17 protein-coding genes are annotated in these 23,457 nt (G+C 33.2%); 8 read left to right on the forward strand and 9 right to left on the reverse strand.

Translation table 11 applies throughout. The features are described from left to right. The first annotated feature begins 32 nt into the window (after positions 1-32). From glgB to lon, 6 genes are all read left to right on the forward strand, one after another. Positions 33-1,937 (forward strand): 1,4-alpha-glucan branching protein GlgB, encoded by a 1,905-nt coding sequence (glgB, locus tag BIW12_RS13625; protein WP_071185613.1) that lies wholly within the window; start codon positions 33-35, stop codon positions 1,935-1,937. A gap of 204 nt (positions 1,938-2,141) precedes the next feature. Next, positions 2,142-4,538, forward strand: coding sequence for a glycoside hydrolase family 31 protein (locus BIW12_RS13630; RefSeq protein WP_071185614.1), 2,397 nt, complete (start codon positions 2,142-2,144; stop codon positions 4,536-4,538). A gap of 34 nt (positions 4,539-4,572) precedes the next feature. After that, positions 4,573-5,391, forward strand: a complete 819-nt coding sequence (locus BIW12_RS13635) for a M48 family metallopeptidase (protein WP_071186433.1) — start codon at positions 4,573-4,575, stop codon at positions 5,389-5,391. Positions 5,392-5,533: 142 nt separating this feature from the next. Beyond that, positions 5,534-6,820: an MFS transporter gene (locus BIW12_RS13640; protein ID WP_071185615.1), complete on the forward strand. Its 1,287-nt coding sequence runs from the start codon at positions 5,534-5,536 to the stop codon at positions 6,818-6,820. Positions 6,821-6,875: 55 nt separating this feature from the next. Continuing rightward, positions 6,876-7,742 carry a DUF6252 family protein gene (locus BIW12_RS13645; protein WP_071185616.1) on the forward strand — a complete coding sequence of 289 codons (867 nt, stop codon included), beginning with the start codon at positions 6,876-6,878 and terminating at the stop codon, positions 7,740-7,742. A gap of 218 nt (positions 7,743-7,960) precedes the next feature. Beyond that, positions 7,961-10,411: an endopeptidase La gene (gene lon / locus BIW12_RS13650; RefSeq protein ID WP_071185617.1), complete on the forward strand. Its 2,451-nt coding sequence runs from the start codon at positions 7,961-7,963 to the stop codon at positions 10,409-10,411. 81 nt (positions 10,412-10,492) lie between these two features. On the opposite strand, the gene BIW12_RS13655 is transcribed toward lon, so the two are convergent. The 4 genes from BIW12_RS13655 to BIW12_RS13670 form a co-directional block, all read right to left on the reverse strand. Continuing rightward, the gene (locus BIW12_RS13655; RefSeq protein ID WP_071185618.1) at positions 10,493-11,593 is read right to left on the reverse strand and encodes a PAS domain-containing sensor histidine kinase; all 1,101 of its coding nucleotides are present in this window, start codon (positions 11,591-11,593) and stop codon (positions 10,493-10,495) included. 189 nt (positions 11,594-11,782) lie between these two features. After that, entirely contained in the window at positions 11,783-12,625 is an 843-nt protein-coding gene (locus BIW12_RS13660; protein ID WP_071185619.1) for a hypothetical protein, read from the reverse strand. 25 nt (positions 12,626-12,650) lie between these two features. Next, positions 12,651-13,469 (reverse strand): 3-deoxy-8-phosphooctulonate synthase, encoded by an 819-nt coding sequence (gene kdsA, locus BIW12_RS13665; RefSeq protein WP_071185620.1) that lies wholly within the window; start codon positions 13,467-13,469, stop codon positions 12,651-12,653. 102 nt (positions 13,470-13,571) lie between these two features. Beyond that, positions 13,572-14,033, reverse strand: a complete 462-nt coding sequence (locus BIW12_RS13670) for a 2-dehydro-3-deoxyphosphooctonate aldolase (protein WP_071186435.1) — start codon at positions 14,031-14,033, stop codon at positions 13,572-13,574. A gap of 245 nt (positions 14,034-14,278) precedes the next feature. On the opposite strand from BIW12_RS13670, the gene BIW12_RS13675 reads away from it, so the two are divergent. Together BIW12_RS13675 and BIW12_RS13680 are read left to right on the forward strand one after the other, a co-directional pair. Beyond that, the gene (locus BIW12_RS13675) at positions 14,279-14,836 is read left to right on the forward strand and encodes a YeeE/YedE family protein (protein WP_071185621.1); all 558 of its coding nucleotides are present in this window, start codon (positions 14,279-14,281) and stop codon (positions 14,834-14,836) included. Between the two features lie 115 nt (positions 14,837-14,951). After that, the gene (locus tag BIW12_RS13680) at positions 14,952-15,365 is read left to right on the forward strand and encodes a DUF6691 family protein (protein ID WP_071185622.1); all 414 of its coding nucleotides are present in this window, start codon (positions 14,952-14,954) and stop codon (positions 15,363-15,365) included. Positions 15,366-15,427: 62 nt separating this feature from the next. Here BIW12_RS13680 and BIW12_RS13685 read toward each other — a convergent pair whose 3' ends face one another. From BIW12_RS13685 to BIW12_RS13710, 5 genes are all read right to left on the reverse strand, one after another. Then, the gene (locus BIW12_RS13685; RefSeq protein ID WP_071185623.1) at positions 15,428-17,836 is read right to left on the reverse strand and encodes an alpha-ketoacid dehydrogenase subunit alpha/beta; all 2,409 of its coding nucleotides are present in this window, start codon (positions 17,834-17,836) and stop codon (positions 15,428-15,430) included. Positions 17,837-18,020: 184 nt separating this feature from the next. Further along, the gene (locus BIW12_RS13690) at positions 18,021-20,855 is read right to left on the reverse strand and encodes a gluzincin family metallopeptidase (RefSeq protein ID WP_232227098.1); all 2,835 of its coding nucleotides are present in this window, start codon (positions 20,853-20,855) and stop codon (positions 18,021-18,023) included. 91 nt (positions 20,856-20,946) lie between these two features. After that, positions 20,947-21,675 (reverse strand): LOG family protein, encoded by a 729-nt coding sequence (locus BIW12_RS13695; protein WP_071185624.1) that lies wholly within the window; start codon positions 21,673-21,675, stop codon positions 20,947-20,949. A 202-nt stretch (positions 21,676-21,877) separates the two neighbouring features. Continuing rightward, the gene (locus BIW12_RS13700) at positions 21,878-22,765 is read right to left on the reverse strand and encodes an alpha/beta hydrolase (protein WP_157499557.1); all 888 of its coding nucleotides are present in this window, start codon (positions 22,763-22,765) and stop codon (positions 21,878-21,880) included. Positions 22,766-22,934: 169 nt separating this feature from the next. Next, a complete protein-coding gene (locus BIW12_RS13710) occupies positions 22,935-23,426 on the reverse strand; it encodes a MepB family protein (RefSeq protein WP_071185627.1) in 492 nt (163 codons plus the stop codon). Between the last annotated feature and the right edge of the window lie 31 nt (positions 23,427-23,457).

Here is a 23,457-nt window from a genome sequence, read left to right on the forward strand (position 1 = left end):
TTTATAAGATTTAGAATTATACCAATAATACTATGAGTAAAGTTATCTCGCATTCCCTTTTTACTGATTTTGATATTAACTTATTCAAAGCTGGAAAACATTTTAGATTGTATGAAAAGTTAGGTGCTCATTTAATGGAATTAAATGGAGTACAAGGTGTATATTTTGCAGTTTGGGCACCAACTGCCCATTCGGTTTCTGTTGTGGGAGATTTTAATTTTTGGACACAAGGTGAACACGAACTTTATGTACGCTGGGATTCTTCGGGTATATGGGAAGGTTTTATTCCTAATATATCCAAAGGCGCAAATTATAAGTACAAAATACTTTCTAATAATGATGGTTTAGTTACTGAAAAAGCGGATCCATTTGCTTTTTATTGCGAAAAACCCCCACATACAGCTTCTGTAGTTTGGGATTTAAATCATGATTGGGATGACTCCAAATGGATGAAAACCCGCAAAGAACATAATGATTTAGATAAACCTTATTCGGTTTACGAGGTGCATTTAGGTTCCTGGAAACGCGGCGAAGGAAATCGGTTTTTGACTTATCTGGAATTAGCTGAAGATTTAGTTGCTTACGTAAAAGAAATGGGATTTACTCATGTTGAGTTTATGCCTGTAATGGAATATCCTTATGATCCTTCATGGGGGTATCAATTAGTTGGTTATTTTGCTCCAACCTCCCGTTTTGGAAACCCACAGGATTTCATGGTTTTGGTAGATAAATTACATCAGGCAGGAATAGGAGTTATTCTGGATTGGGTACCTTCTCATTTTCCCGATGATGCTCATGGATTAGGTTTTTTTGACGGTTCCAATCTTTATGAACATCCTGATCGTCGAAAAGGCTATCATCCCGATTGGAAAAGTTTAGTATTTAATTATGGAAGAAACGAAGTTCGCTCTTTCCTGATTAGTAATGCTTTGTTTTGGTTACAACATTATCATATAGATGGATTAAGGGTTGATGCTGTTGCTTCGATGCTTTATTTGGATTATTCCAGAAATGATGGAGAATGGGAACCTAATATTTTTGGAGGAAATGAAAATCTGGATACTATTAGTTTTCTAAAAGAATTCAATGAGGTAGTTTATTCTAATTATGAAGGAGTACAGACTATTGCTGAAGAAAGTACTTCTTTCCCGATGGTTTCCCGACCTACATCGGTAGGAGGACTCGGTTTTGGGATGAAATGGATGATGGGATGGATGCACGACACCTTAAAATATTTTCAAAAAGCAACAGTATATAGAAAGTATCATCAAAACGATTTAACTTTTTCAATGACGTATGCTTTCACCGAAAACTTTATGTTGCCTTTGTCTCATGATGAAGTGGTGTATGGTAAGAAATCTATTGCCGATAGAATGCCGGGTGATGAATGGCAGAAATTTGCCAATTTACGTTTGCTTTACGGTTATATGTTTACACATCCGGGAGGAAATTTACTTTTCATGGGAGGCGAATTTGGTCAAATGGCTGAGTGGAATTTTCAGGAAAGTTTAGACTGGCATTTATTGCAATATCCAGTTCATAATGGTGTAAAAGAGCTTATTAAAGATTTGAATCAATTATACAAATCCCAACCAGCTTTGTATCAAAAACAATTTAGTCATGAAGGTTTTGAATGGATTAATTATTCGGATCATCAAAATGCGGTGCTTTCTTATATTCGAAAAGGAAATAATTCAAAAGACGATTTGATTGTAGTGTGCAATTTTACCCAAATTGTTCGTAAGAATTACCGAATAGGTGTTCCAAAAAAAGGAAAACTGACTGAAATTTTTAATAGCGATTCAGAGAAATATCAGGGAAGTAATGTGCTGAATACAGCCGATTTAAAAATTGAATCTTCACCTTACGGAGGAAGAGATTATTCGGTTGAATTGTTGTTGCCTCCCTTGAGTGTGACTGTTTTTAAAATTTTGTAAACAGTAATTTTTCTATTTTTAAAATCAGACTTCATAAAATTTAATTTTTTAAGAGAGAAGTATTAATATTGTTATTAATGCTTCTTTTTTTTGATAATTAGTCAACTATTACGATTTCGTTAATAAAAAAGCTATTGTTTATTTATAAAAAAGTTTTTTTGTAAGTTTGAGAGAACACACAAATACTAATCTAAAAGGACTGAAATGATTACAAATACAGAATTAGAATATAAAGGAGATTTATATCCTTCAAAAGTGGTTTCCTATACGCAAGATGTTGATTCGGTATATTTTTATACAGAGAATAATGTTATTTTAAAACTAACTGTTTTAAGAGATAGTTTAATTCGTTTTCGTTTTACAACGAAAGGCTATTTTAGCAACGATTTTTCTTACGCTATTGATGAGAGTCATTCGCATGGATACAATCATCTCGAAATTTCAGAGGAAGAGACTTATTATAAAATTACTACTAATAAAATCATCTGTAAAATTCAAAAAGCTGATTTGCGAGCTTCGATATATGATTTAAAAGGAAATGTATTATTAGAAGATGAATTGGGCTTTCATTGGGAAGAGTGTTATGAATTTGGTGGAAACATCGTAAAAATGAGTAAGGCTTCCAGAGATGGTGAATGTTTTTATGGTTTGGGAGATAAAGCTACCCAAATGAATTTGAAAGGAAAGAGAGTGGAGAATTTTGCCACCGATCAATATGCTTTTCAAAAAGAACAGGAACCATTGTATAAAGTAGTTCCTTTTTATATAGGTTTACATCATAAACAAGCCTATGGGATTTTCTTTGATAATACTTTTAGAACTTTTTTTGATTTTTGTCATGAAAGAAGAAATGTAACCAGTTTTTGGTCAGATGGGGGAGAAATGAATTATTATTTCTTCTACGGGCCTAATATGCAGGACGTTGTAACTTCTTATACTGATTTGACCGGAAAACCCGAATTACCGCCATTATGGGCATTGGGTTACCATCAATGTAAATGGAGTTATTACCCCGAAAGTAATGTAAAAGAAGTAGCTGCTAAATTTAGGGAGTTGCAAATTCCTTGTGATGCAATCTATTTGGATATTGATTATATGGAAGGTTTCAGGTGTTTTACCTGGAACAAAGAGTATTTCCCGGATCCTAAACGAATGGTGTCAGAATTAGCCGAAGATGGATTTAAAACCATTGTTATCATTGATCCCGGGATTAAAATAGACAAAGAATATTGGGTTTACAAAGAAGCTTTGGCAAAGGATTATTTCTGCAAAAGAGCCGATGGTCCTTACATGAAAGGAAAAGTGTGGCCTGGAGAATGTAATTTCCCGGATTATACAAACCCTGAAGTAAGAGAATGGTGGGCTGGATTATTTAAAGAATTAATTTCAGATATTGGGGTAAAAGGAGTGTGGAATGATATGAACGAACCTGCGGTAATGGAAGTTCCTAACAAAACTTTCCCTAATGATGTGCGTCATAATTATGACGGAAATCCATGTAGTCATAGAAAAGCACATAATATTTATGGAACGCAAATGGCAAGAGCTACTTATAATGGAGTGAAACGTTTTGCTTATCCAAAAAGACCTTTTATCATTACCCGATCGGCATATTCCGGAGCACAACGTTATACTTCGTCCTGGACTGGGGATAATGTAGCTACATGGGAACATTTGTGGATAGCCAACATTCAAGTACAAAGAATGTCTATTTCAGGTATGGGATTCACTGGTTCAGATATTGGAGGTTTTGCAGAACAACCTACAGGAGAATTGTATGCAAGATGGATTCAGCTTGGTGTTTTTCATCCGTTTTGCAGAACGCATTCGTCCGGAGATCATGGTAATCAGGAACCTTGGGCTTTTGATGAAGAAGTGATTGATATTACCCGAAAATTTGTGAATCTTCGTTACCAATTATTACCGTATTTGTACACTATGTTCTGGCAATATATCGAAGAAGGTACGCCAATGTTGAAACCATTAGTATATTTTGACCAAGAAGATATTCAGACACATTATCGAAATGACGAGTTTATATTTGGTAACCAAATATTAGTTTGTCCAATTTTAGAGCCTAATGCTTTAGGAAGAAGAATGTATATTCCTCGTGGTCAATGGTATAATTACTGGACTAATTGTATGGTAAAAGGAGGAAAAGAAATGTGGGTGGATACCAAATTTGACGAAATTCCTGTTTTTGTAAAAGCGGGTGCCATTATTCCTAAATATCCTGTACAACAATATGTGGGCGAAATAGAATTTGAAGAACTTACATTGGATTTGTATTATAAAGAAGGTAAAGAGAAATCAGTAGTTTATGAAGACGCACAAGATGGTTATGATTATAAAAAAGGGCGATTTAGCTTTTTATCATTCCAAATGACAGGAAAAGAATCAGAATTGAATATTCAGTTGCACAAAGAAGGTAAATACGATACTAATTATACTAAATTTAAAATCAATTTCATTGGATTGCCATTTGAAGTTAAAACAGTAGAAATTGATAATGAAGAGATAGTTTTTGATGCTGCTGGTTTTAAAGAGCATCAATATCTAATTGTTCCTAAAGACTTTAATGTTTTGCATATTATTGGATAATAATCGTATTTTTGTTTGTAGAAAAACAACTACTATGAAAAAGAATATATTATTTTTAGGACTTGCTACTTTGGGATTGATTTATTCCTGTGCAACTAATCCGTTAACCGGAAAAAGAACGTTGAATTTTGTTTCTAATAGCGAATTATTTCCTTCATCTTTTCAGCAATATGGAACTTTTTTGAAGGAAAACAAAGTGGTTTCAGGAACAGCTGATGCTAAAAAAGTAGAATCTGTCGGGATTAAGATAAAACTGGCTGCCGAACGTTATTTGGCTTCTCTTGGTCAAACAAATTACTTAGAAGGATACCAATGGGAGTATAAGTTAGTAGATAATAAAGAAGTAAATGCCTGGTGTATGCCTGGAGGTAAAATTGTAGTTTATACAGGGATTTTACCAATTACAAAAAACGATGCCGGTTTAGCCACCGTAATGGGACATGAGGTTTCTCACGCTCTTGCTAATCATGGTGCGCAGCGTATGAGTGCATCACAATTACAAACTTTGGGAGCGGCAGGTGTTGCTGCTGCAACAGGAGGTCAAAGCGCCGAAAAACAACAAATGTGGCAACAATATTATGGAATTGGATCTCAGGTAGGAGTAATGCTTCCTTTTAGCAGAAGTCATGAAACCGAGGCTGATAAAATTGGCTTAACATTGATGGCAATAGCGGGTTATAATCCGGAAGAAGCAATTAATTTTTGGACCAGAATGTCGGCTAATTCAGGAGGCGGAGCTCCAGCCGAAATGTTGAGTACACACCCATCTGATGCTACCCGAATTGCGAACTTAAAAGCGATGATTCCGGAAGCTAAAGCCATTGCAGCTAAATTTGGTGTAACATTCAAATAAAAAACAGAGAAATATTTTATAAGCCAGTTCGTTTAGACTGGCTTTTTTTATGTTTACTACTAAAAATATATTTTTAGTTGATATTTGGTAGAAACTGTATAAAAAACTATAAATTCGTCGGCAAAAAAAGAAAGAGAACGATATGAATTCATTACAAAAAGGAGATAAAAAATTATTAAATGCCTGGGCATTTTACGATTGGGCAAATTCAGTATATAGTTTGGTGATTGCTTCGGCGGTTTTCCCTATTTTTTATTTGGCCTTATTCAGTAAAGATCAAACATATATTCATGTTTTTGGTACAGAAATTAAAAATTCGGCTTTAATTAGTTTTGTTACAGCAGCAGCTTTTTTAAAAGTAGCCTTTATTTCTCCACTTTTGTCCGGTATTGCTGATTATGTGGGAAACAAAAAGTTTTTCATGAAGTTTTTCTGTTATTTGGGGGCTTTTTCTTGTATTGGACTGTACTGGTTTAGTTTAGAGCATATTTACATTAGTTTACTCTTTTATTTTTTAGGTTTAATAGGTTTTTGGGGAAGCTTGGTTTTTTATAATTCCTATTTGCCTGATATTGCGTTTGAAGAACAGCAGGATGCTATAAGTGCAAAGGGATATTCTTTGGGGTATTTCGGAAGTGTACTTTTGTTAGCTGTAAGTTTGTTTTTGATTATGTCTGCTCCGGATGCTGAAAAAATCATGCAAATGCAATACTCTTTTGTAATGGTTGGAATTTGGTGGATTGTTTTTAGTCAATATACTTATTATTATTTGCCAAAGGGTAATGAAAATTCCCAAAGAATAACGAACAAAATTCTATTTAACGGATTTAAAGAACTTAAAAAAGTATGGATTGCACTAGAAGATAATTTTGCTTTAAAGAAATATTTGATAAGCTTTTTTGTGTATAGCATGGCGGTGCAAACGGTAATGTTAGTAGCAACTTATTTTGGTGAACAGGAAATTCAGTGGGAGTCTAAATCGGCTGCAACTACAGGATTGATTAGCTGTATTTTATTAATTCAAATAGTAGCAATTTTTGGTGCTTTATTAACTTCAAAGGCATCAAAAAAATATGGAAATATTACAACCTTGATCTTTTTAAATTGTTTTTGGATTGTATTATGTGCGGCGGCTTACTTTATAAAGTTGCCTTTGCACTTTTATATTATGGCGGCTCTAGTTGGTTTAGTTATGGGTGGGATTCAGTCTTTATCTCGTTCTACATATTCCAAATTATTACCGGAAACAAAGGATACAGCTTCTTTTTTTAGTTTTTATGATGTAGCCGAAAAAATCGGAATCGTAATAGGAATGCTTGTTTATGGAGCTATAGATCAAATTACAGGCAGTCCTCGATTTGCCATTGTTTTTTTAGCAGTATTTTTTATTGTTGGAGTTCTTTTGTTGAGAAAAGTGCCTAAGAAATAGTAGGAAAAATAAAATAAAAAATTATATTTGGAGATAATATAAAAAGCTCCAATTTATGAAAATATTTAAAGGTAAAATACAATTTGCCATATTGTTTATAGTTGTATTAATTGCATCTTGTACTTATGAGCCTGTTGATGGTACAGTTGAAACAGTTCCGGGCAATTCGGCTTCAGGAGTTTTTAAGGCTGATTTTAATGGTAATACATGGACAGCAAAAGAAACTCAAGCTATAATTTCAGGAAATTTTATCGAAATTTCAGCAATTAATTCTAAAGGGGAGGCCTTTGGAATTATGATAGAAGGAAATACTGTAGGGACTTATGCAGCCAACGTGAATCTTGTAGCTTATACACCAGCAGGTACAGAGTATGGTTATTGGGCTATAAATGATGATAATCCAACTGAGAACACAGGTTCGATTATTATTACTAAAATTGATACGGAAAAGAAAACCATATCGGGAACTTTTCAATTTAAAGGATATTGGACTGATCCGGATAATCCCAGGGCGGCAATTCAGTTTACAAATGGTAGTTTTAAAGACATTCCGTATGTAACTCAGGAAGAAACTAATGATGTTTTTACAGCAAAAGTAGGTAGTGCTAATTTTGCTGCTACTGATATTTTTACTGCTGAAATTAATGATTTCATAACTATCGGTGCTTTAGATGCTAATTTAAATAATTTATCAATTGATATAAAAAACACTTTGAGTACAGGAAGTTATACTATTACTAATACTTTGAGTGGGGATGTTCAGGGGTATTATGAAGATGCTGATGATGAATACAAAGCAATTTCTGGAAATATTACAATTACTTCTAAAACAAGTGACAGAATCAAAGGAAGTTTTCAGTTTACAACTGATGGAGCGATTCCATTTGTAATAACCGAAGGTACTTTTGATGTGGAATATTAAAATAATTTCTGTTTTTTTTATAAAATAAAAGCCCTCAAATGACAATTATCTTTTGAGGGTTTTCTTTTGGGCTTTATGGCATAAAGATTGACTTATATACACTATACAAAACACGATTTTATATTACTAATTGATTTACAGTAGTATAAAACATGAAAATACTAACTTTGTTATTGAGCGGTTGAATTGTTTAATGACAAAAAGACTTAAATTACACTATGTCAAAACATAAAATACTTACTATTGACAATCTGTCACAACAAGAATTCGATTCTGAAGCAGAATTGATTCCTTTATTGACTCCGGAAGATGAAGAAGAAATGATAAAAGAAGAATTGCCTGATTCTCTTCCTATTTTGCCATTGCGAAATATGGTTTTGTTTCCGGGTGTGGTAATTCCTATTACAGCCGGCAGAGATAAATCGATCAAATTAATTGATGATGCAAATGCTGATGGAAAAATTATTGGTGTTGTAGCTCAAAAAAATGAAGAAATCGAAGATCCATCAATAGAAGATATCAATTCTATTGGCACAGTTGCACGTATTTTGCGTGTACTTAAAATGCCTGACGGAACTACAACCGTGATTCTACAGGGTAAAAAACGTTTCGAAATCGAATCGGTAACTTCTGAAGAACCTTATATTTCGGCATTGATAAAAGATTTTTCAGAAGAGCGACCAGATAAAGAAGATTCTGAATTTTTAGCAATTTTGGATTCTATTAAAGAATTGGCTATCCAGATTATTAAGGTCAGTCCGAATATTCCAAGTGAAGCTACTTTTGCTATAAAAAACATTGAAAGTCAGTCTTTCCTAATCAATTTTGTTACTTCTAACATGAATTTATCTGTTAAAGAAAAACAAGATTTACTAGCTATCAATAATTTAAAAGACAGGGCTTTAGAGACTCTTAAATATATGAATGTTGAGTTGCAAAAACTCGAATTAAAAAATGATATTCAATCTAAGGTACGTTTTGATTTAGACCAACAACAAAGAGAATATTTTCTTCACCAACAGATGAAAACCATTCAGGAAGAATTAGGTGGTTCGACTCAGGAAGAAGAAATGGACGAGATGTTAGTGAAATCTAAGTCGAAAAAATGGGATGAAAAAACGCAGACTATTTTTGAAAAAGAATTGACAAAAATGCGACGTATGAATCCGCAGGCTCCTGATTATGGTATCCAGAGAAATTACATGGAATTGCTATTGGATTTGCCTTGGAATGAATATTCGAAAGACAATTTCGATTTAAAAAATGCTCAAAAAATACTTGACCGTGACCATTTTGGACTGGAAGAAGTAAAGAAAAGAATGATAGAGCATTTGGCTGTTTTGAAATTGAGAAACGATATGAAATCGCCAATTATTTGTTTAACAGGACCTCCTGGAGTGGGTAAAACTTCTATTGGACGTTCGGTTGCTGAAGCACTTGGTAGAGAATATGTTCGAATTTCTTTAGGAGGATTGCGTGATGAAGCTGAAATTCGCGGACATAGAAAAACCTATATTGGTGCGATGCCAGGAAGGATTATCCAGAGTTTAAAAAAAGCGGGAACATCAAATCCGGTGTTTGTTTTGGATGAAATTGATAAGTTGTCTAATAGTAATCATGGCGATCCGTCTTCGGCATTATTAGAGGTTTTAGATCCGGAACAAAACAGCGCTTTTTACGATAATTTTGTCGAATTAGGCTATGATTTGTCTAAGGTGATGTTTATTGCTACCTCCAACAATATGAGTGCTATCCAGCCAGCTTTGAGAGACCGTATGGAAATTATCAAAATGTCAGGTTATACTATTGAAGAAAAAGTAGAAATAGCCAAACAGCATTTGTTTCCACGTCAATTAAAAGAGCATGGATTGACTTCGAAAGATTTAACTATTGGAAAAAAACAATTGGAAAAAATTGTAGAAGGATATACCCGTGAATCAGGTGTTCGTGGACTGGAAGCTAAAATTGCTCAAGTGATTCGCAACGCAGCAAAATCAGTTGCCATGGAGGAGGAGTACAATAAAAAAGTGACTGATGAAGACATTGTAAGTGTACTTGGAGTTCCAAGATTAGAGCGTGATAAATACGAAAGTAATGATGTAGCCGGAGTAGTTACAGGATTAGCCTGGACAAGCGTTGGTGGCGATATTCTTTTTATAGAATCTTTACTTTCACCAGGAAAAGGTGGAATGAGTATTACCGGAAATTTAGGTACGGTAATGAAAGAATCGGCTACAATTGCTTTGGAATACATCAAAGCCAATGCGGATCAATTAGGTTTGAGTTCTGAATTGTTATCTAAATATAATATTCATTTACATGTTCCAGAAGGTGCTACGCCTAAAGACGGCCCAAGTGCCGGAATTGCGATGTTAACTTCGTTAGTTTCTCTTTTCACACAAAAAAGAGTTAAGAAACATATAGCAATGACAGGTGAAATAACCCTTAGAGGAAAAGTATTGCCTGTAGGCGGAATTAAAGAAAAAATTCTGGCTGCAAAAAGAGCTAATATCAAAGAAATCATCTTGTGTCATGAAAACAAAAGTGATGTTGATGAAATTAAAGCAGAATACTTAACAGGTGTTACTTTTCATTATGTAAAAGAAATGAGCGAAGTACTGGCGATTGCAATTACGGATCAAAAAGTAAAAAACGCTAAGAAATTATAGTTCAATTTTAAGGGGTTTATCTCGCAGATTCACAGCTTGTATTGTTTTAATTTGTGAATCTGTGAGATGAAATCTTTGTTTTTAGTTGTTGAAAGTTATTTCAAATTTAGCTCCTTTATCAACTTCACTTTCAAGACTGATATGACCTCCCAGATTAGTAACGTGGTTATATACTAAATAGAGTCCAATACCGTTGCTGTCAATGTGTTCATTGAAGGTTTGGTGCAAACCAAAAACTTTATCTTTAACTTTTTCGAGATCAAATCCAATTCCGTTGTCTGAAATTATCAACTGCGTTTTGTTGTTGCGCTTTTCTGAACGAATGGTTATTTCCGGTAAAATATCCGATTTAGCGTATTTGATAGCATTTGTTATCAGGTTTAAAAAAATACTTTTCAAATAAGCTTTGTTGAAATATACTTTGTCGGTTACAGAAAAGTCGATATTTATTGTAGTTTTTGAATTTTGGATTAATGAATTTATGGCAATCAAAACTTCATCCAAAGCAGTTTTTAAATCAATTTCTTCTAATTGTGAATCGGTTTGGTTTTTCGAATTTAAAAGTCGGATGTATTGATCCAGATTTTCTTTTAAGGTATCTGCGGTGCTTTTTAAAATAGAAATAAATTCTAAAGTTTCTTCATTTTGAATGTTATTGGTATCCATCAATTCAAAAATAGAAAGCATATTATTAACTGGCGATCTTAAATCGTGTGCTGCTGAATAACTGAGTTGTTTGAACTCTTTATTTATTTCGGTAAGTTGTTTGATGTGTAGTTTTCGTTCCTGTTCTAATTCTTTTTTATCAGTAATGTTTTTAGCTACGGCATAGATTAATTTTTCTTCTTCAACAGGTATTGAAGTCCATAAAAGCCAAACTATTCGTCCGCTTTTAGTTAAATATCTGTTTTCAAAGCTAAATAATGGAATCTTGTTTTTAAGTTCATTTCTGGCTAAACTGGTCTTTTCTTTATCTGTATTATAAACAAAATCGTTTATTGGTCTTGCTAATAACTCTTCGTTAGAATATTCTAAAAGTTTTGAAACTGCCGGATTTATTCTTTTAAAATAACCATCATATCCTGCAATACAAAACAAATCTTGTGATAGGTCAAAAAACTTCTCGAAGTTGCTAAAAAAATCAAAATCCTGAACAACGCCATTTTCTCTATTTTTTGTCATAGTTATTTATTAAAATAATGTCGGTATTGTAATAAATAGGTTTTTTAAAAAGACTTGGGGAGTTTTTCTAAAATAAGATAAGTATTTTAATCATTAAAAATACTTATAAAATAGATTGAATTGTATGTTAAGAGCATAAAAAGAGGTTTACCGGGCAATAAACCTCTTTAAAATAAAATGGTTCAGAATTTATATTCTGAAAATTCCTCCAAAAGCAATAATTCTTTGCAGAAAGAAAAAATCCTGCGAAGCTTTATCGGCATTGCTTTGTGTAGTGCGAATATCCTGCATGTTGATATATCCTGCTTTTAATTCTCCCTGAATGTAAAAGTGCTTAAAGAAAGTAAGGTTTAAACCGGCTTTTACAGAAGTTCCAAAGCCTGAAATATGAAAATCATCATGACGTTCTTTTCCTAATAAAGTAGTGTTGGTTTTTGGATAAAGTACTCCAACACCAATACCTTCTGTTAAATTAACCTGGATTTTATCAGTGTTTTTAATTTTGAATAATGTCGAAATATCATCATGTCTTGAAAATTCGGTATTTACATAATTCAGTCCGTCAGTATGTTCGAATTTTAAAAAGGCTTCAGTCATTTGGGTAGAAGTATTATTGTAAGTTCCATCAAAGTCAGAGCCTATGTCGATAGTTCCTGTAACATTTGCCGTTTGATTTTGAGTCATTACATATTTCATGTGATCTACACCTATTGCAATGCTGTAATGGTCATTGATAAAGTAACCCACTCTTAAATTGGTTTGAGGAATGGTCATTCGAGCGGGATTAATATAATCAATATGCCAGCCTTTTGGTTTATCATGAGCAACCATATTATCGATGGTAAAATTATAACCTTCTCCTTTAAAAGTCACATCCGATTTAGAATAACTTTCTCTGTTTCCGCCCCATGAAACAAAGAACTTTCCTTTGTTATGAGCGGTATATTTATCTTGTATTTTAATTGTTTCCTGAGCACTTAGACAGTTAGTGAATAAGAATGTAATAAAAGCAGTAGTGAATATTTTTTTCACGAAAATGTTAATTATAAATTTAAAATTAGAATGCGTTAATTGTTTTTCTAATAGCGACTAATTTGGTCATTAGATCTTCAAAATAGTCCAGATGCAACATATTCGCTCCATCACTTTTAGCATTAGCCGGATCAAAGTGGGTTTCAATAAAAATCCCGTCAACACCTACAGCAATTCCAGCTTTGGCAACGGTTTCAATCATATCAGGTCTTCCGCCGGTAACTCCTGCTGTTTGGTTGGGTTGTTGCAATGAATGCGTGACATCAAGTACTGTAGAAGCATACTGTTGCATAGTAGGAATTCCTCTAAAATCAACAATCATGTCCTGATAACCAAACATAGTTCCGCGATCAGTCACCATTACGTTTTGATTATTGCAATCCAACACTTTTTGTACGGCATGTTTCATGCTTTCCGGACTCATAAATTGTCCTTTTTTCAGGTTGACTGTTTTTCCTGTATTGGCAGCAGCCACAACTAAATCCGTCTGACGTACTAAAAAAGCAGGGATTTGTAAAACATCTACATATTGAGCTGCCATGTCAGCATCTTCATTGGTATGAATGTCTGTTACAGTAGGAACATGGAAAGTTTCAGAAACTTTTCTAAGGATTTTTAATGCTTTTTCGTCTCCAATTCCGGAAAAACTGTCAATTCTGGAACGGTTTGCTTTTTTGAAAGAACCTTTAAAAACGTAAGGGATTTGTAACTTGTCAGTGATACCAACAATTTTTTCGGCAATGCGCAATGCCATTTCTTCTCCTTCGATGGCGCAAGGCCCTGAAAGTAAGAAAAAATTACCGCTTTCAGTATGTTTAATTTGAGGGATATTTTGTATGTTCATAAGTGATTTTTAATGATTGCAAAGGTAGTTATGATTTTTGAGTTTGCCGATTTTAATAAGCTATTAAATTAAGGCTAAAGCAACTATTTTTTAGTTGAGGATTTATTCTTTTTTTCGAATGCTTAAACCTACAGGACACATTAACGCACCTTTTTCATAGATGTTCAAATATAAAACAACAGGTTTTTTTTGACCTTGCCAACGGATTTCGTAAACATTTAAAAATCCGGCTCCCATAGTACTTCTTTTAGTTGGGAACGGACAACAGGTTTCTAATTTAGTAAAGCTGATTTTTTCTCCTTTAGGTCCAGCTAAGGCGTTCAAAAAACGTTCTTCATTGATTTGTTCATTGTAGGTGTTATAATAAAAAATATTGATGGGATAATCTTTATCATAGCCATATTTCTTGTTTTTGCTGTATTCAGTAATGACAAAAGTATTGTCTTTGGCTAGTTTAAGATTAGGAGCATTGTCATCTACGTTTTTTAAAGTAGATTTTGTACTTATACAAGAACTGCTTAAAAATAATATGATCAGAGTAACAATTATTTTTTTAGAGATCATAAAAAGTATCAGCTTTTTATTTCCTTGAATTTGCTTACGTAAATGGGTTATCAATTGTGATTTCATAAATGAATTAATTTGGGAATAGTTGGTTTTGTAATAGTCTTGCAAAGATATTGAGAACTTCAAAAATGGAGTTATTAATTTGCTTTTTTTTAAAGAAAGTGAATTAATTTTATCGAATGTAACATTTCTCACACTCCAATGGGAACATACTTTTTAACTTTGACAAAAAAATAAAAAATATGGAATTGATTTATCATACCTGGTCATGGTATATTTCGGGTTTTATAATTGGCTTGATAATGCTGATTTTAATTTATTTCGGAAAATCTTTCGGAATGTCTTCTAATTTAAGAACGCTTTGTAGTATAGCAGGTGCAGGAAAAAAAGTAGCTTTTTTTAGTTTTGATTGGAAATCACAGCGTTGGAATCTTGCTGTAGTAGCCGGAGCAATGTTAGGAGGCTTTGTCGCTACTCATTATTTAAGTGACGCTTCTAATGTGTCGATAAATCCTGAAACGATAGCACAGCTTGAAATGATGAATATTGATGCGCCACAAGGAAAATTAATGCCTGATGCCTTGTTTTCGAATCAGGTTTTTGAATCTCCAAGATCGATTTTGATTTTAATTATTGGTGGGGTTTTAATTGGTTTTGGTTCTCGTTATGCCGGAGGATGTACCTCAGGACATGCTATTTCGGGATTGAGTAATTTACAACTTCCTTCTTTAATAGCTGTTATGGGATTTTTTATTGGCGGATTAATTATGGCTCATTTTATTTTACCTTTAATTGTATAAGTAATGAAATGAGCATCAACTAAAATTGGTTATAATTACTAAATTGGTTATATGCGAATTACACCTGCCTGTCGGCAGACAGGTATTACCTATAAAAAATAATAAATATTAAAATATGAAATTAGTAAAGTTTATATTAGTTGGTTTTGTTTTCGGAATTGTATTAACCAAATCAGAAGCGGTTTCCTGGTATCGAATTTATGAAATGTTCCAATTTCAATCCTTCCATATGTATGGAATTATTATGGTGGCTGTTTTGACAGGTATTGTAGGAATCCAAATTATAAAACGATACCATTTAAAAGATTATTCGGGGGCTCCAATTTGTATTCCGGATAAGGAACATTCAACAGCGCGTTATCTTTTAGGCGGAATAATTTTTGGATTAGGATGGGCATTAGCGGGTTCTTGCCCGGGTCCCATATTTATTTTGATTGGAGCTGGTTTTACAAGTGTTATTGTGGTGCTTCTGGGAGCTGTACTGGGAACTTTTTTATATGGAGTTCTAAAAAATAAGTTGCCTCATTGATTTATGAAAAAGTCCCGATGAAAAATTCGGGACTTTTTTTGTTTATAGCGGAAAATACAATTTTAATATAATTTTGGATATTTTACAGGATTAGATTCTGAAAGAATATTGTATGTTTTTTCATAAATGTCTTCGATAGAAGGTTTTGAAAAATAATCTCCATCAGTTCCATAAGCAGGACGGTGTTCTCTTGCTGAAAGAGTTTGCGGTTTGCTGTCTAAAAACTGATAAGCATCTTGTTCTTCAATTATTTTTTGTAAAATATAAGCTGAAGCTCCTCCAGGAACATCTTCGTCAATTACTAAAAGGCGATTTGTTTTCTTTAGACTTTTGGCAATATCGTGATTGATATCGAAAGGGATTAAGGATTGAATGTCAATTACTTCGCAATCAATACCGGTTTCGGCTAATTCTTTGGCCGCCTGTTCTACTAGTCTAAGGGTAGAACCATAGGAAACAAGTGTAATATCAGTACCTTCTTTTGTGGTTTCAACTACACCGATTGGTGTTTTAAATTCACCAAAATTCAAAGGCATTTTTTCTTTTAATCTATAACCATTTAAACATTCAACAACTAAGGCAGGTTCGTCGCATTCTAGTAATGTATTGTAAAAACCGGCAGCTTTAGTCATGTTTCTGGGAACTAAAACATGAATTCCTCTAATAGCATTGATAATCATTCCCATAGGAGAACCGGAATGCCAAATCCCTTCCAGGCGATGTCCTCTGGTTCTAATAATCAATGGTGCTTTTTGTTTTCCTACTGTTCGGTATTGCAATGAAGCCAAATCGTCACTCAGAATTTGAATAGCATACAATAAATAATCAAGATATTGAATTTCGGCAATTGGTCGTAATCCTCTTAATGCGAGTCCTATTCCCTGACCAATAATAGTGGCTTCTCGGATACCTGCGTCGGCAACACGGGTTTCTCCGTATTTTTCCTGCATTCCTTCTAATCCTTGGTTCACATCGCCAATATTTCCTGAGTCTTCTCCAAAAATAAGCACCTCAGGATATTTAGCAAATAAAGCATCAAAGTTATCACGGATAATCATTCGTCCGTCTGTATCTTTTCTGGCATCTGCGGCATAAGTAGGTAATACTTCTTTAACTGAAAAAACATTATTTTTAGATTCTGAATAAAGATGATTACTGAAAGTAGCCTGATTTATTTGAGTGTATTTTTGTATCCAAAGTGATAATTCTTTTCCCTGAACTTCGTTAACAACTAAACGTAAAGATTTTCGGGCTGTAGCTAGGATTTCCTTTTTTAGAGGATCTTTAATGTTTTTTAGGCTGTTTGAAAGTTTTAGAATTTCTTCTTTGTTTTTACTTGAAGGAGCAATTTTTTCCAATAAGCTAACGAGTTCGTTTTTCTCACTAACAATAGGGGCTATGAATGAATTCCAGGCAGCCTTTTTACCTTCTAAAACTTCTTTTTTGATAGCGGTATCAATTTCGTTGAGTTCTTCGGCAGAAGCGATATTAATAGCTATCATCCATAGTCTCATTTGTCTGATACAGTCAAATTCTCTTTCCCAGTTCAGTCGTTCTGTGCTTTTGTATCTTTCATGTGATCCTGAACTTGAGTGTCCTTGTGGTTGTGTTAATTCGGTTACGTGAACTAAAACGGGAACATGTTGCTCTCGGGCAATTTTTGATGCTTTTTCGTAAGTAGTAATCAAGTCAGAGTAATCCCAGCCTTTTACGGTGAAAATTTCAATTCCATTACTGTTTTTATCGCGTTGAAATCCAGCTAAGATTTCAGAGATGTTTTCTTTAGTAGTTTGGTGTTTTGCGTGTACCGAAATACCGTATTCGTCATCCCAAATACTAATTAACATTGGTACTTGTAAAACTCCGGCGGCATTTATGGCTTCAAAAAAAACTCCTTCGGATGTACTGGCATTTCCAATGGTTCCCCAGGCAATTTCATTTCCTTTGTTGGAAAAATTACTTTGATTAGGAATATTGTTTATTTTGCGATAAACCTTAGATGCTTGGGCTAAACCCAGTAAACGAGGCATTTGAGCAGCAGTAGGAGAAATATCAGAGCTGGAATTTTTTTGTTTAGACAGGTTTTTCCAACTTCCGTCTTCGTTTAAACTATGAGTTACAAAATGACCTCCCATTTGTCTCCCAGCCGACATGGGCTCTTGTTTAATATCGGTATTGCCGTATAATCCGGCAAAGAAATTAGCTATTGTAAATTCGCCAATAGCCATCATGAAGGTTTGGTCACGATAGTAGCCTGAACGAAAGTCGCCATCTTTAAAGAATTTGGCCATTGCTAATTGTGGCACTTCTTTCCCGTCACCAAAAATTCCAAATTTAGCTTTTCCTGTCAATACTTCTCTGCGTCCTAACAGACTGCATTCGCGACTGGTTACAGCTATCTTATAATCATTCAATACTTCAGTCTTGAAATCCTCAAAAGTCAATGTAGCATTGTTTTTTTCTTTTATCATAATTGAAAGATTATAATTCATGGCGCAAATTTACTTAAAAACTGCTTATTATCATAATCCAATAAAAGAAAAACTATTTATAATTCGATGTTTTTATTCAAAAAAAATATTGTTTTTTTTAATAAAAATTAATTTTTGTTTAAATATTTGATTATTGTGCAATTCTTTATTGCAAGTAGTTTGTTTAGAACCATTTTCGATTAAATAAATTAATTAATGATTTTGGCGAAAGAGTAATGATAAATCTGATTTTCTCATTATAATTGTTCTGACTTATTTCCCATCCATTTGAAGAATAGACTGGTAGGTACATTTCAAAATAGTCAGGAACCAGGTTTAATCGGATGCCACTGTCAAAAAGAAAGGTCTCTTTTTGAAATTTATTTTTTAAAAGTCCAGCATCGCCATATACTTCTATCCAGTTCCAAAGTTTGTAACTGGCATTTATAGTACTCATCCATTGATTAGCATAAGGTGTTTTTAACTTGGATTTGAACCCTCCTTCAGCAACAATCAATTGTTGACTGAAGAAACCACTACTTTCTGAACGACCATAATAACCATAATCAAACAAATAATCGGTAGGTCGATCCAGAGCAAAACTGAAAAAATCAGAATTTGTATTGTTGTATAAAAATTTTCCAGCATACACACGAAGATTAAATTGCTGGTTGTTTTCAAAGAGTTTTCGAAATTCAATTTCGCCAGCCAGTTTTCCAAAGTTACTGGCAACTTGAAAGTCGCCGATAAAGTTGAAGTGTTTTGTGATTTCTGTTTTAGTATTAAAATATTTAGCATTAAAAACTGAATAATTTTCGGTTGTAAGATCATTGGTAACAATGGCGCTCTTCTCACGATTTACGAGTACCTGACGTAAATAGATTAATTGTTTTCTATTGTCTCTGAAATCATTTTCTCTAATTCGAATTTGAATATTAGGGTTTAGTTTGGTATAAGAAGCATCGGGAGCATAATGGAAATAAGAAGCTGACATATTGTATTTTACATTGTACAATCGGCTGTTTCTGTAATTTTGATTTATCGAGAAAAATCCGGATCCTGATATTGTTTTTGCATTAGTAGAATAAGCAGGATTGATATCAAAAATAAAGGGTTTTTCTAATATGGTTTTATTATGAAGACGCATTCCAGGGATTAATCCATCATATAAATTGTATTCTAATGTAGGAACATACAGAATTTGGTTGTAATAAGGATCTTCTAAGTCCTTCATGAATACAAATTTTACAGGGCGATTATTTGGAAAAAAGGACTTTAATGATTTCCAATTGTTTCTTAAATTATATTCAGGAACTTCATTTTTATAATTCAGTACAATTTTGCTGGCGTTACTTCTTTCAATGTTGAAAATACTGTCTTTAGGAGCGGGTTCCAGCCATTTTTTAAAAACAATTTCTTTACCTTTTACTCCATAAACAGGAACAGGAACGTTAATTCCGGTTTTGTTTTTTAGTGTAAACTGGATGCTGTCAGCGGTTTTAGTGACTTTGTTGAATTTGTAATCAATAAGATTTCGGGAATAGATTACGGTATTAAAAAACCAGTCAATATCTTTATTTGTTTGCTGTTTCAGTTTGTTTTCAAAATCAATTGCTGTAGTTTGTAAGCCTTTATTTTTACTATAAAAATCATAGATACTTTTGGACACAGCCTGATTTTCTAAATAACTGTTTAAAAAACGCAAACTCAATCCAGCACGGTATTTACTGGCAATTTGTTCGTTGAATTTTATTAAAGTATTTTTAGGAGTTCCCAATGCCTGATCCAGATTTTTTCGGGCCATTAACATATAAAAATAACTGTATTGCTCGTTGAAATCTAAATTGATGAGATTGAAACTTTTTAATAATTTAAAAGTAGAGACATTTCCCATCATCTTAGTGTTAGGGTAATTTTCTTCAATGTATTTCATCATGGTATAGATTTGAATACCATCATGAACCCAGCTTTCTTTTCGATTATCAATAAAAAGGCTGTTGTTGAGATAAACATTAAGATAGGTTTTTAAGAATTTTAGTTCGTATGTAAATTCATCAGTAAAAGGTCGAATAAAAGAAGGTAATTGGTTCAGTCCATAAAAAGGATTTCTTTCGTAATCGGTTTGTGAAATAAGTATTTTTTTAAAAGGATAATCGCCAACTAGTTTTTTTACAAAACGCACCACACAGTCTATTGCTTCGGCCTGAGCAAAAGGGGTGATTTTGTCTCCGTCTAAATTAGTTATCACTTCGAAACTTTCACTTTTAAAATTTGTAAAAGTCGATTTGGGTTCGATAAAAAGACTAAAGTTAACCCTGTTTTTTCCGTTTAATTTGTAGATAGAATAATCATTGTTCGAAATTTCTTCAACAGTGTCTAAATCGGTATTAATTGTAAAACCTTCAGCTACTTTTAGTTCGATATCAAAATCTGAAACAGCATTAGCGATGTCGTCTAAATTTTCGTTGCTGTATTGTACAAAAGTCTGATTTGTATATAAAGCAGGGGTAAGGAACCAGTCTTTTAGATTAATATTTCCAAATTCGTCATAACCAAATTTAGTGAATTTACTGCTTGGTATTTTTACTTTATAACGAAGTTGAAGTGTGATTTTTTGGTTTGGAGCTAGTTTTTGGGCTAGTTGTACAACAATTAGATCCGGATTTTTCTCAGGTCTTTTCCAGAATAGTGGTAAAAGCTCATTGTTTAAAATACTGATATTTGATGTTTTACCTCTTTCTTCTTCTTTTGCCAAATGAAAACCGCGATAAAATTCATCCGAAAACCTTTCTGCCAAAGGAGTTTTAACATCCGAATAAGCGTTGATCCAGTCGTTTAAAATAATTTCTGAAATACTGTCAGCTGAAGTGTTGTGAAAAATAATTTTCTGTTCAATGTTCAGTAGGTGAGTTTCGGTATCAACTTCTGCAATAACTTTGTTATAATGTTGTGCAATACTGTTGTTTGCTGTGGTAATAACAACAAGTAGTAATAGCCATATTTTAGCAATAGTGTTCAACGGTAGTTTGGGGTTTAATGCTAATTGAAGTTACATTTTTTTTATTATATCAATGCAAAAAAATATAAAAAAAGCTGTTAAAAAACAGCTTTTAAAAATTAGGTTTAAGAGTGTATTTTTTGTAGAAATTATCAAGAACTTCGACTACTTCATCTTCGTGATCAACAATTTTTATCAGATGTAAATCCTCAGGGCTTACTGTTTTTTCCTGTTCTACCAAGACTGCTTTTATCCAGTCGATTAATCCGGACCAATAACTGCTACCGACTAAAATAATAGGGAAACGAGCAATTTTTTTGGTTTGAATTAAAGTAATGGCTTCAAACATTTCGTCTAATGTTCCAAAACCACCCGGCATGACCACAAATCCCTGTGAATATTTGACAAACATTACTTTTCTAACAAAGAAATAATCGAAATTCAGGTTTTTATCGTGGTCGATATAAGGATTAAAATGTTGTTCAAATGGCAATTCGATGTTCAAGCCTACCGAAGTTCCTCCGCCTAAATGAGCCCCTTTGTTTCCTGCTTCCATAATTCCGGGACCACCACCGGTAATGACACCATAACCGGCTTTGCTGATTTTGAAAGCAATTTTTTCGGCTAGTTGATAGTATTTGTCATCAGCTTTTGTTCTGGCTGATCCAAAAATAGAAACACAAGGACCAATACGTCCCATGTTTTCATAACCATTCACAAATTCCGACATGATTTTGAAAATTGCCCAACTGTCATTGGTACGAATCTCATTCCATGTTTTTTGTTTTAAACTATTTTGGATTATTTTTTCTTCATCATTATCAAAATCTTCTAGTCTCATCTTCTTGTTCATTTTAGTATTGTTTTTTAATTTGGAGCTATATTAGTTTCTAACAATGTTAGAGAGGCTTTTTACTAAAGTAAGATTTTTTGCTTAGAAAGTGGGTAAAAAAGTTTTATATTTTTCTTTAAAAATAACAAAAGTGGCTAACAGATAGGTTTGTCTATTTTATTAGCCACTTTTATATAAGATTGATATTAATTTATTTTTCGTAAATATCTAATAACCAATTGTAAAAACTATTTTTCCACATTTCAACTGAATGTCCTTCGTTATAAGCTAATCCAAATCCATGGTCTCCTTTAGAGTAAACGTGTAATTCAGATTTGTCAACTTCGGCTACAACAGCCGACAAAAAAGGAAGTGCTCGTTTTAAAGTCCATTTTTTATCATCTCTGGCTATAGCCATAAAAAATGGAGGTAAAGTACTTTTATCTTTGACGTTTTCCAATAATTTTATTTTGTCTCCAGCATAAATTAGGCCTACAAAAGCTGGTTTCCAGGGCATTTTTTCGCTAACCGTTGTAAAAGTCAACCATTCCGATATAAATCCACCTGCCGAAAAACCAAGTACGCCTATTTTGTCTTTGTCAAATTTTAATTTATCGGCTAATCCTGTCATCGTCATTACACTCGCATTTACATCCTTTTTAAGTTCCTCAAAATAGACTTTTTCCATCGGGATGATAAACTTACCATTTGCATCTTTTTTGTTGGTTCGATACTTTACTACCATGCAGGTAATACCTTGATTGGAAAGCCATAATGCTAAATCAGTTCCTTCTTTATCAACCCAATTAGTAACAAAACCACCTCCGGGAAATATGATTGTGGCTATGTGTTTGTTGTTGGATTCGGATGCTGGGAAAATCATATAGGCAGGTTCAGAGATATTGCTAAAAACACGATTTTTTTGTGATAGAGAACCTGGTTTTACAAGCGAATCGACATAGCTTTCTTTTTGCTCATGAACGATTGGATTGTCTTTTATGCCATTTGGAAATAAAGGAATTTCTTTAGGAACTTGGCTCAAAACAAAAAGACTTTTTAAAAGAAATAAAAAGAACAGAGAGAATTTGATTTTGTTCATGGTTGGTTGGTTGGTTGGTTGGTTGGTTGGTTGGTTTTGTTTGATTTACATTATTTTATATAATTTGAAGTCAAATATATAAAAATATTCTTCTAAAAAGTAAATGCTTTTATTTGAGTGAAATAGTTGTATTGTACTGAAGGATATTTAAAGAATTATTTTTTGGATTCTAAAAATACAGTTGGCTTGCTACGTCTTTCTCGAAAGGAATTACCATGAAATATTTCAATTGCCATTGTTGTGTTTGTTGAGCTTGTTTGCTTGTTGTTTTATCCCAAGGCGGATAAACACGAATAGCACGTTTGCCTTCTTTTAAAGCGGTTGAAAAAATGCCTTTTTCAATAAGTATTGATTTTGGAAATACAAATTGTCCAAAATGATTTTCGGTTTCGGTGTTGATAATCACTAAGTCGAAATTGTCTTCAATTGCAAAAGGAGCGATTGGACCTTTGGGGATTCTTTTCCATAAGGTAACGAATTGTCCTGTTTTTGTGGGAGTGATTTTAGCGGTTCTAAAAAGTGCTTTTTTCTCATTGAGCAATAGTTGACAAGGATTATAATCGGCACTTTCTTTTTCTAAAGAGATGCTTTTGATTTCTAAGCCTAATTTGTTAAAAACAAGTTCGTTAGTTTTATATAGGAAATTAGGAATAGCAATCATAGAGTAGTTTTATTTGTTTTGGTGCAGATTA

It is taken from the genome of Flavobacterium commune (genome assembly GCF_001857965.1).
Taxonomy (GTDB): Bacteria; Bacteroidota; Bacteroidia; order Flavobacteriales; family Flavobacteriaceae; genus Flavobacterium; species Flavobacterium commune.

What these genes read in the sequence shown, in the direction of transcription:
- glgB (WP_071185613.1), top strand. Translation starts at nt 33, where the DNA reads ATGAGTAAAGTTATCTCGCATTCCCTTTTTACTGATTTTGATATTAAC.
- BIW12_RS13630 (WP_071185614.1), top strand. Translation starts at nt 2,142, where the DNA reads ATGATTACAAATACAGAATTAGAATATAAAGGAGATTTATATCCTTCA.
- BIW12_RS13635 (WP_071186433.1), top strand. Translation starts at nt 4,573, where the DNA reads ATGAAAAAGAATATATTATTTTTAGGACTTGCTACTTTGGGATTGATT.
- BIW12_RS13640 (WP_071185615.1), top strand. Translation starts at nt 5,534, where the DNA reads ATGAATTCATTACAAAAAGGAGATAAAAAATTATTAAATGCCTGGGCA.
- BIW12_RS13645 (WP_071185616.1), top strand. Translation starts at nt 6,876, where the DNA reads ATGAAAATATTTAAAGGTAAAATACAATTTGCCATATTGTTTATAGTT.
- lon (WP_071185617.1), top strand. Translation starts at nt 7,961, where the DNA reads ATGTCAAAACATAAAATACTTACTATTGACAATCTGTCACAACAAGAA.
- BIW12_RS13655 (WP_071185618.1), bottom strand. Translation starts at nt 11,593, where the DNA reads ATGACAAAAAATAGAGAAAATGGCGTTGTTCAGGATTTTGATTTTTTT.
- kdsA (WP_071185620.1), bottom strand. Translation starts at nt 13,469, where the DNA reads ATGAACATACAAAATATCCCTCAAATTAAACATACTGAAAGCGGTAAT.
- BIW12_RS13670 (WP_071186435.1), bottom strand. Translation starts at nt 14,033, where the DNA reads ATGATCTCTAAAAAAATAATTGTTACTCTGATCATATTATTTTTAAGC.
- BIW12_RS13675 (WP_071185621.1), top strand. Translation starts at nt 14,279, where the DNA reads ATGGAATTGATTTATCATACCTGGTCATGGTATATTTCGGGTTTTATA.
- BIW12_RS13680 (WP_071185622.1), top strand. Translation starts at nt 14,952, where the DNA reads ATGAAATTAGTAAAGTTTATATTAGTTGGTTTTGTTTTCGGAATTGTA.
- BIW12_RS13685 (WP_071185623.1), bottom strand. Translation starts at nt 17,836, where the DNA reads ATGATAAAAGAAAAAAACAATGCTACATTGACTTTTGAGGATTTCAAG.
- BIW12_RS13695 (WP_071185624.1), bottom strand. Translation starts at nt 21,675, where the DNA reads ATGAGACTAGAAGATTTTGATAATGATGAAGAAAAAATAATCCAAAAT.
- BIW12_RS13700 (WP_157499557.1), bottom strand. Translation starts at nt 22,765, where the DNA reads ATGAACAAAATCAAATTCTCTCTGTTCTTTTTATTTCTTTTAAAAAGT.
- BIW12_RS13710 (WP_071185627.1), bottom strand. Translation starts at nt 23,426, where the DNA reads ATGATTGCTATTCCTAATTTCCTATATAAAACTAACGAACTTGTTTTT.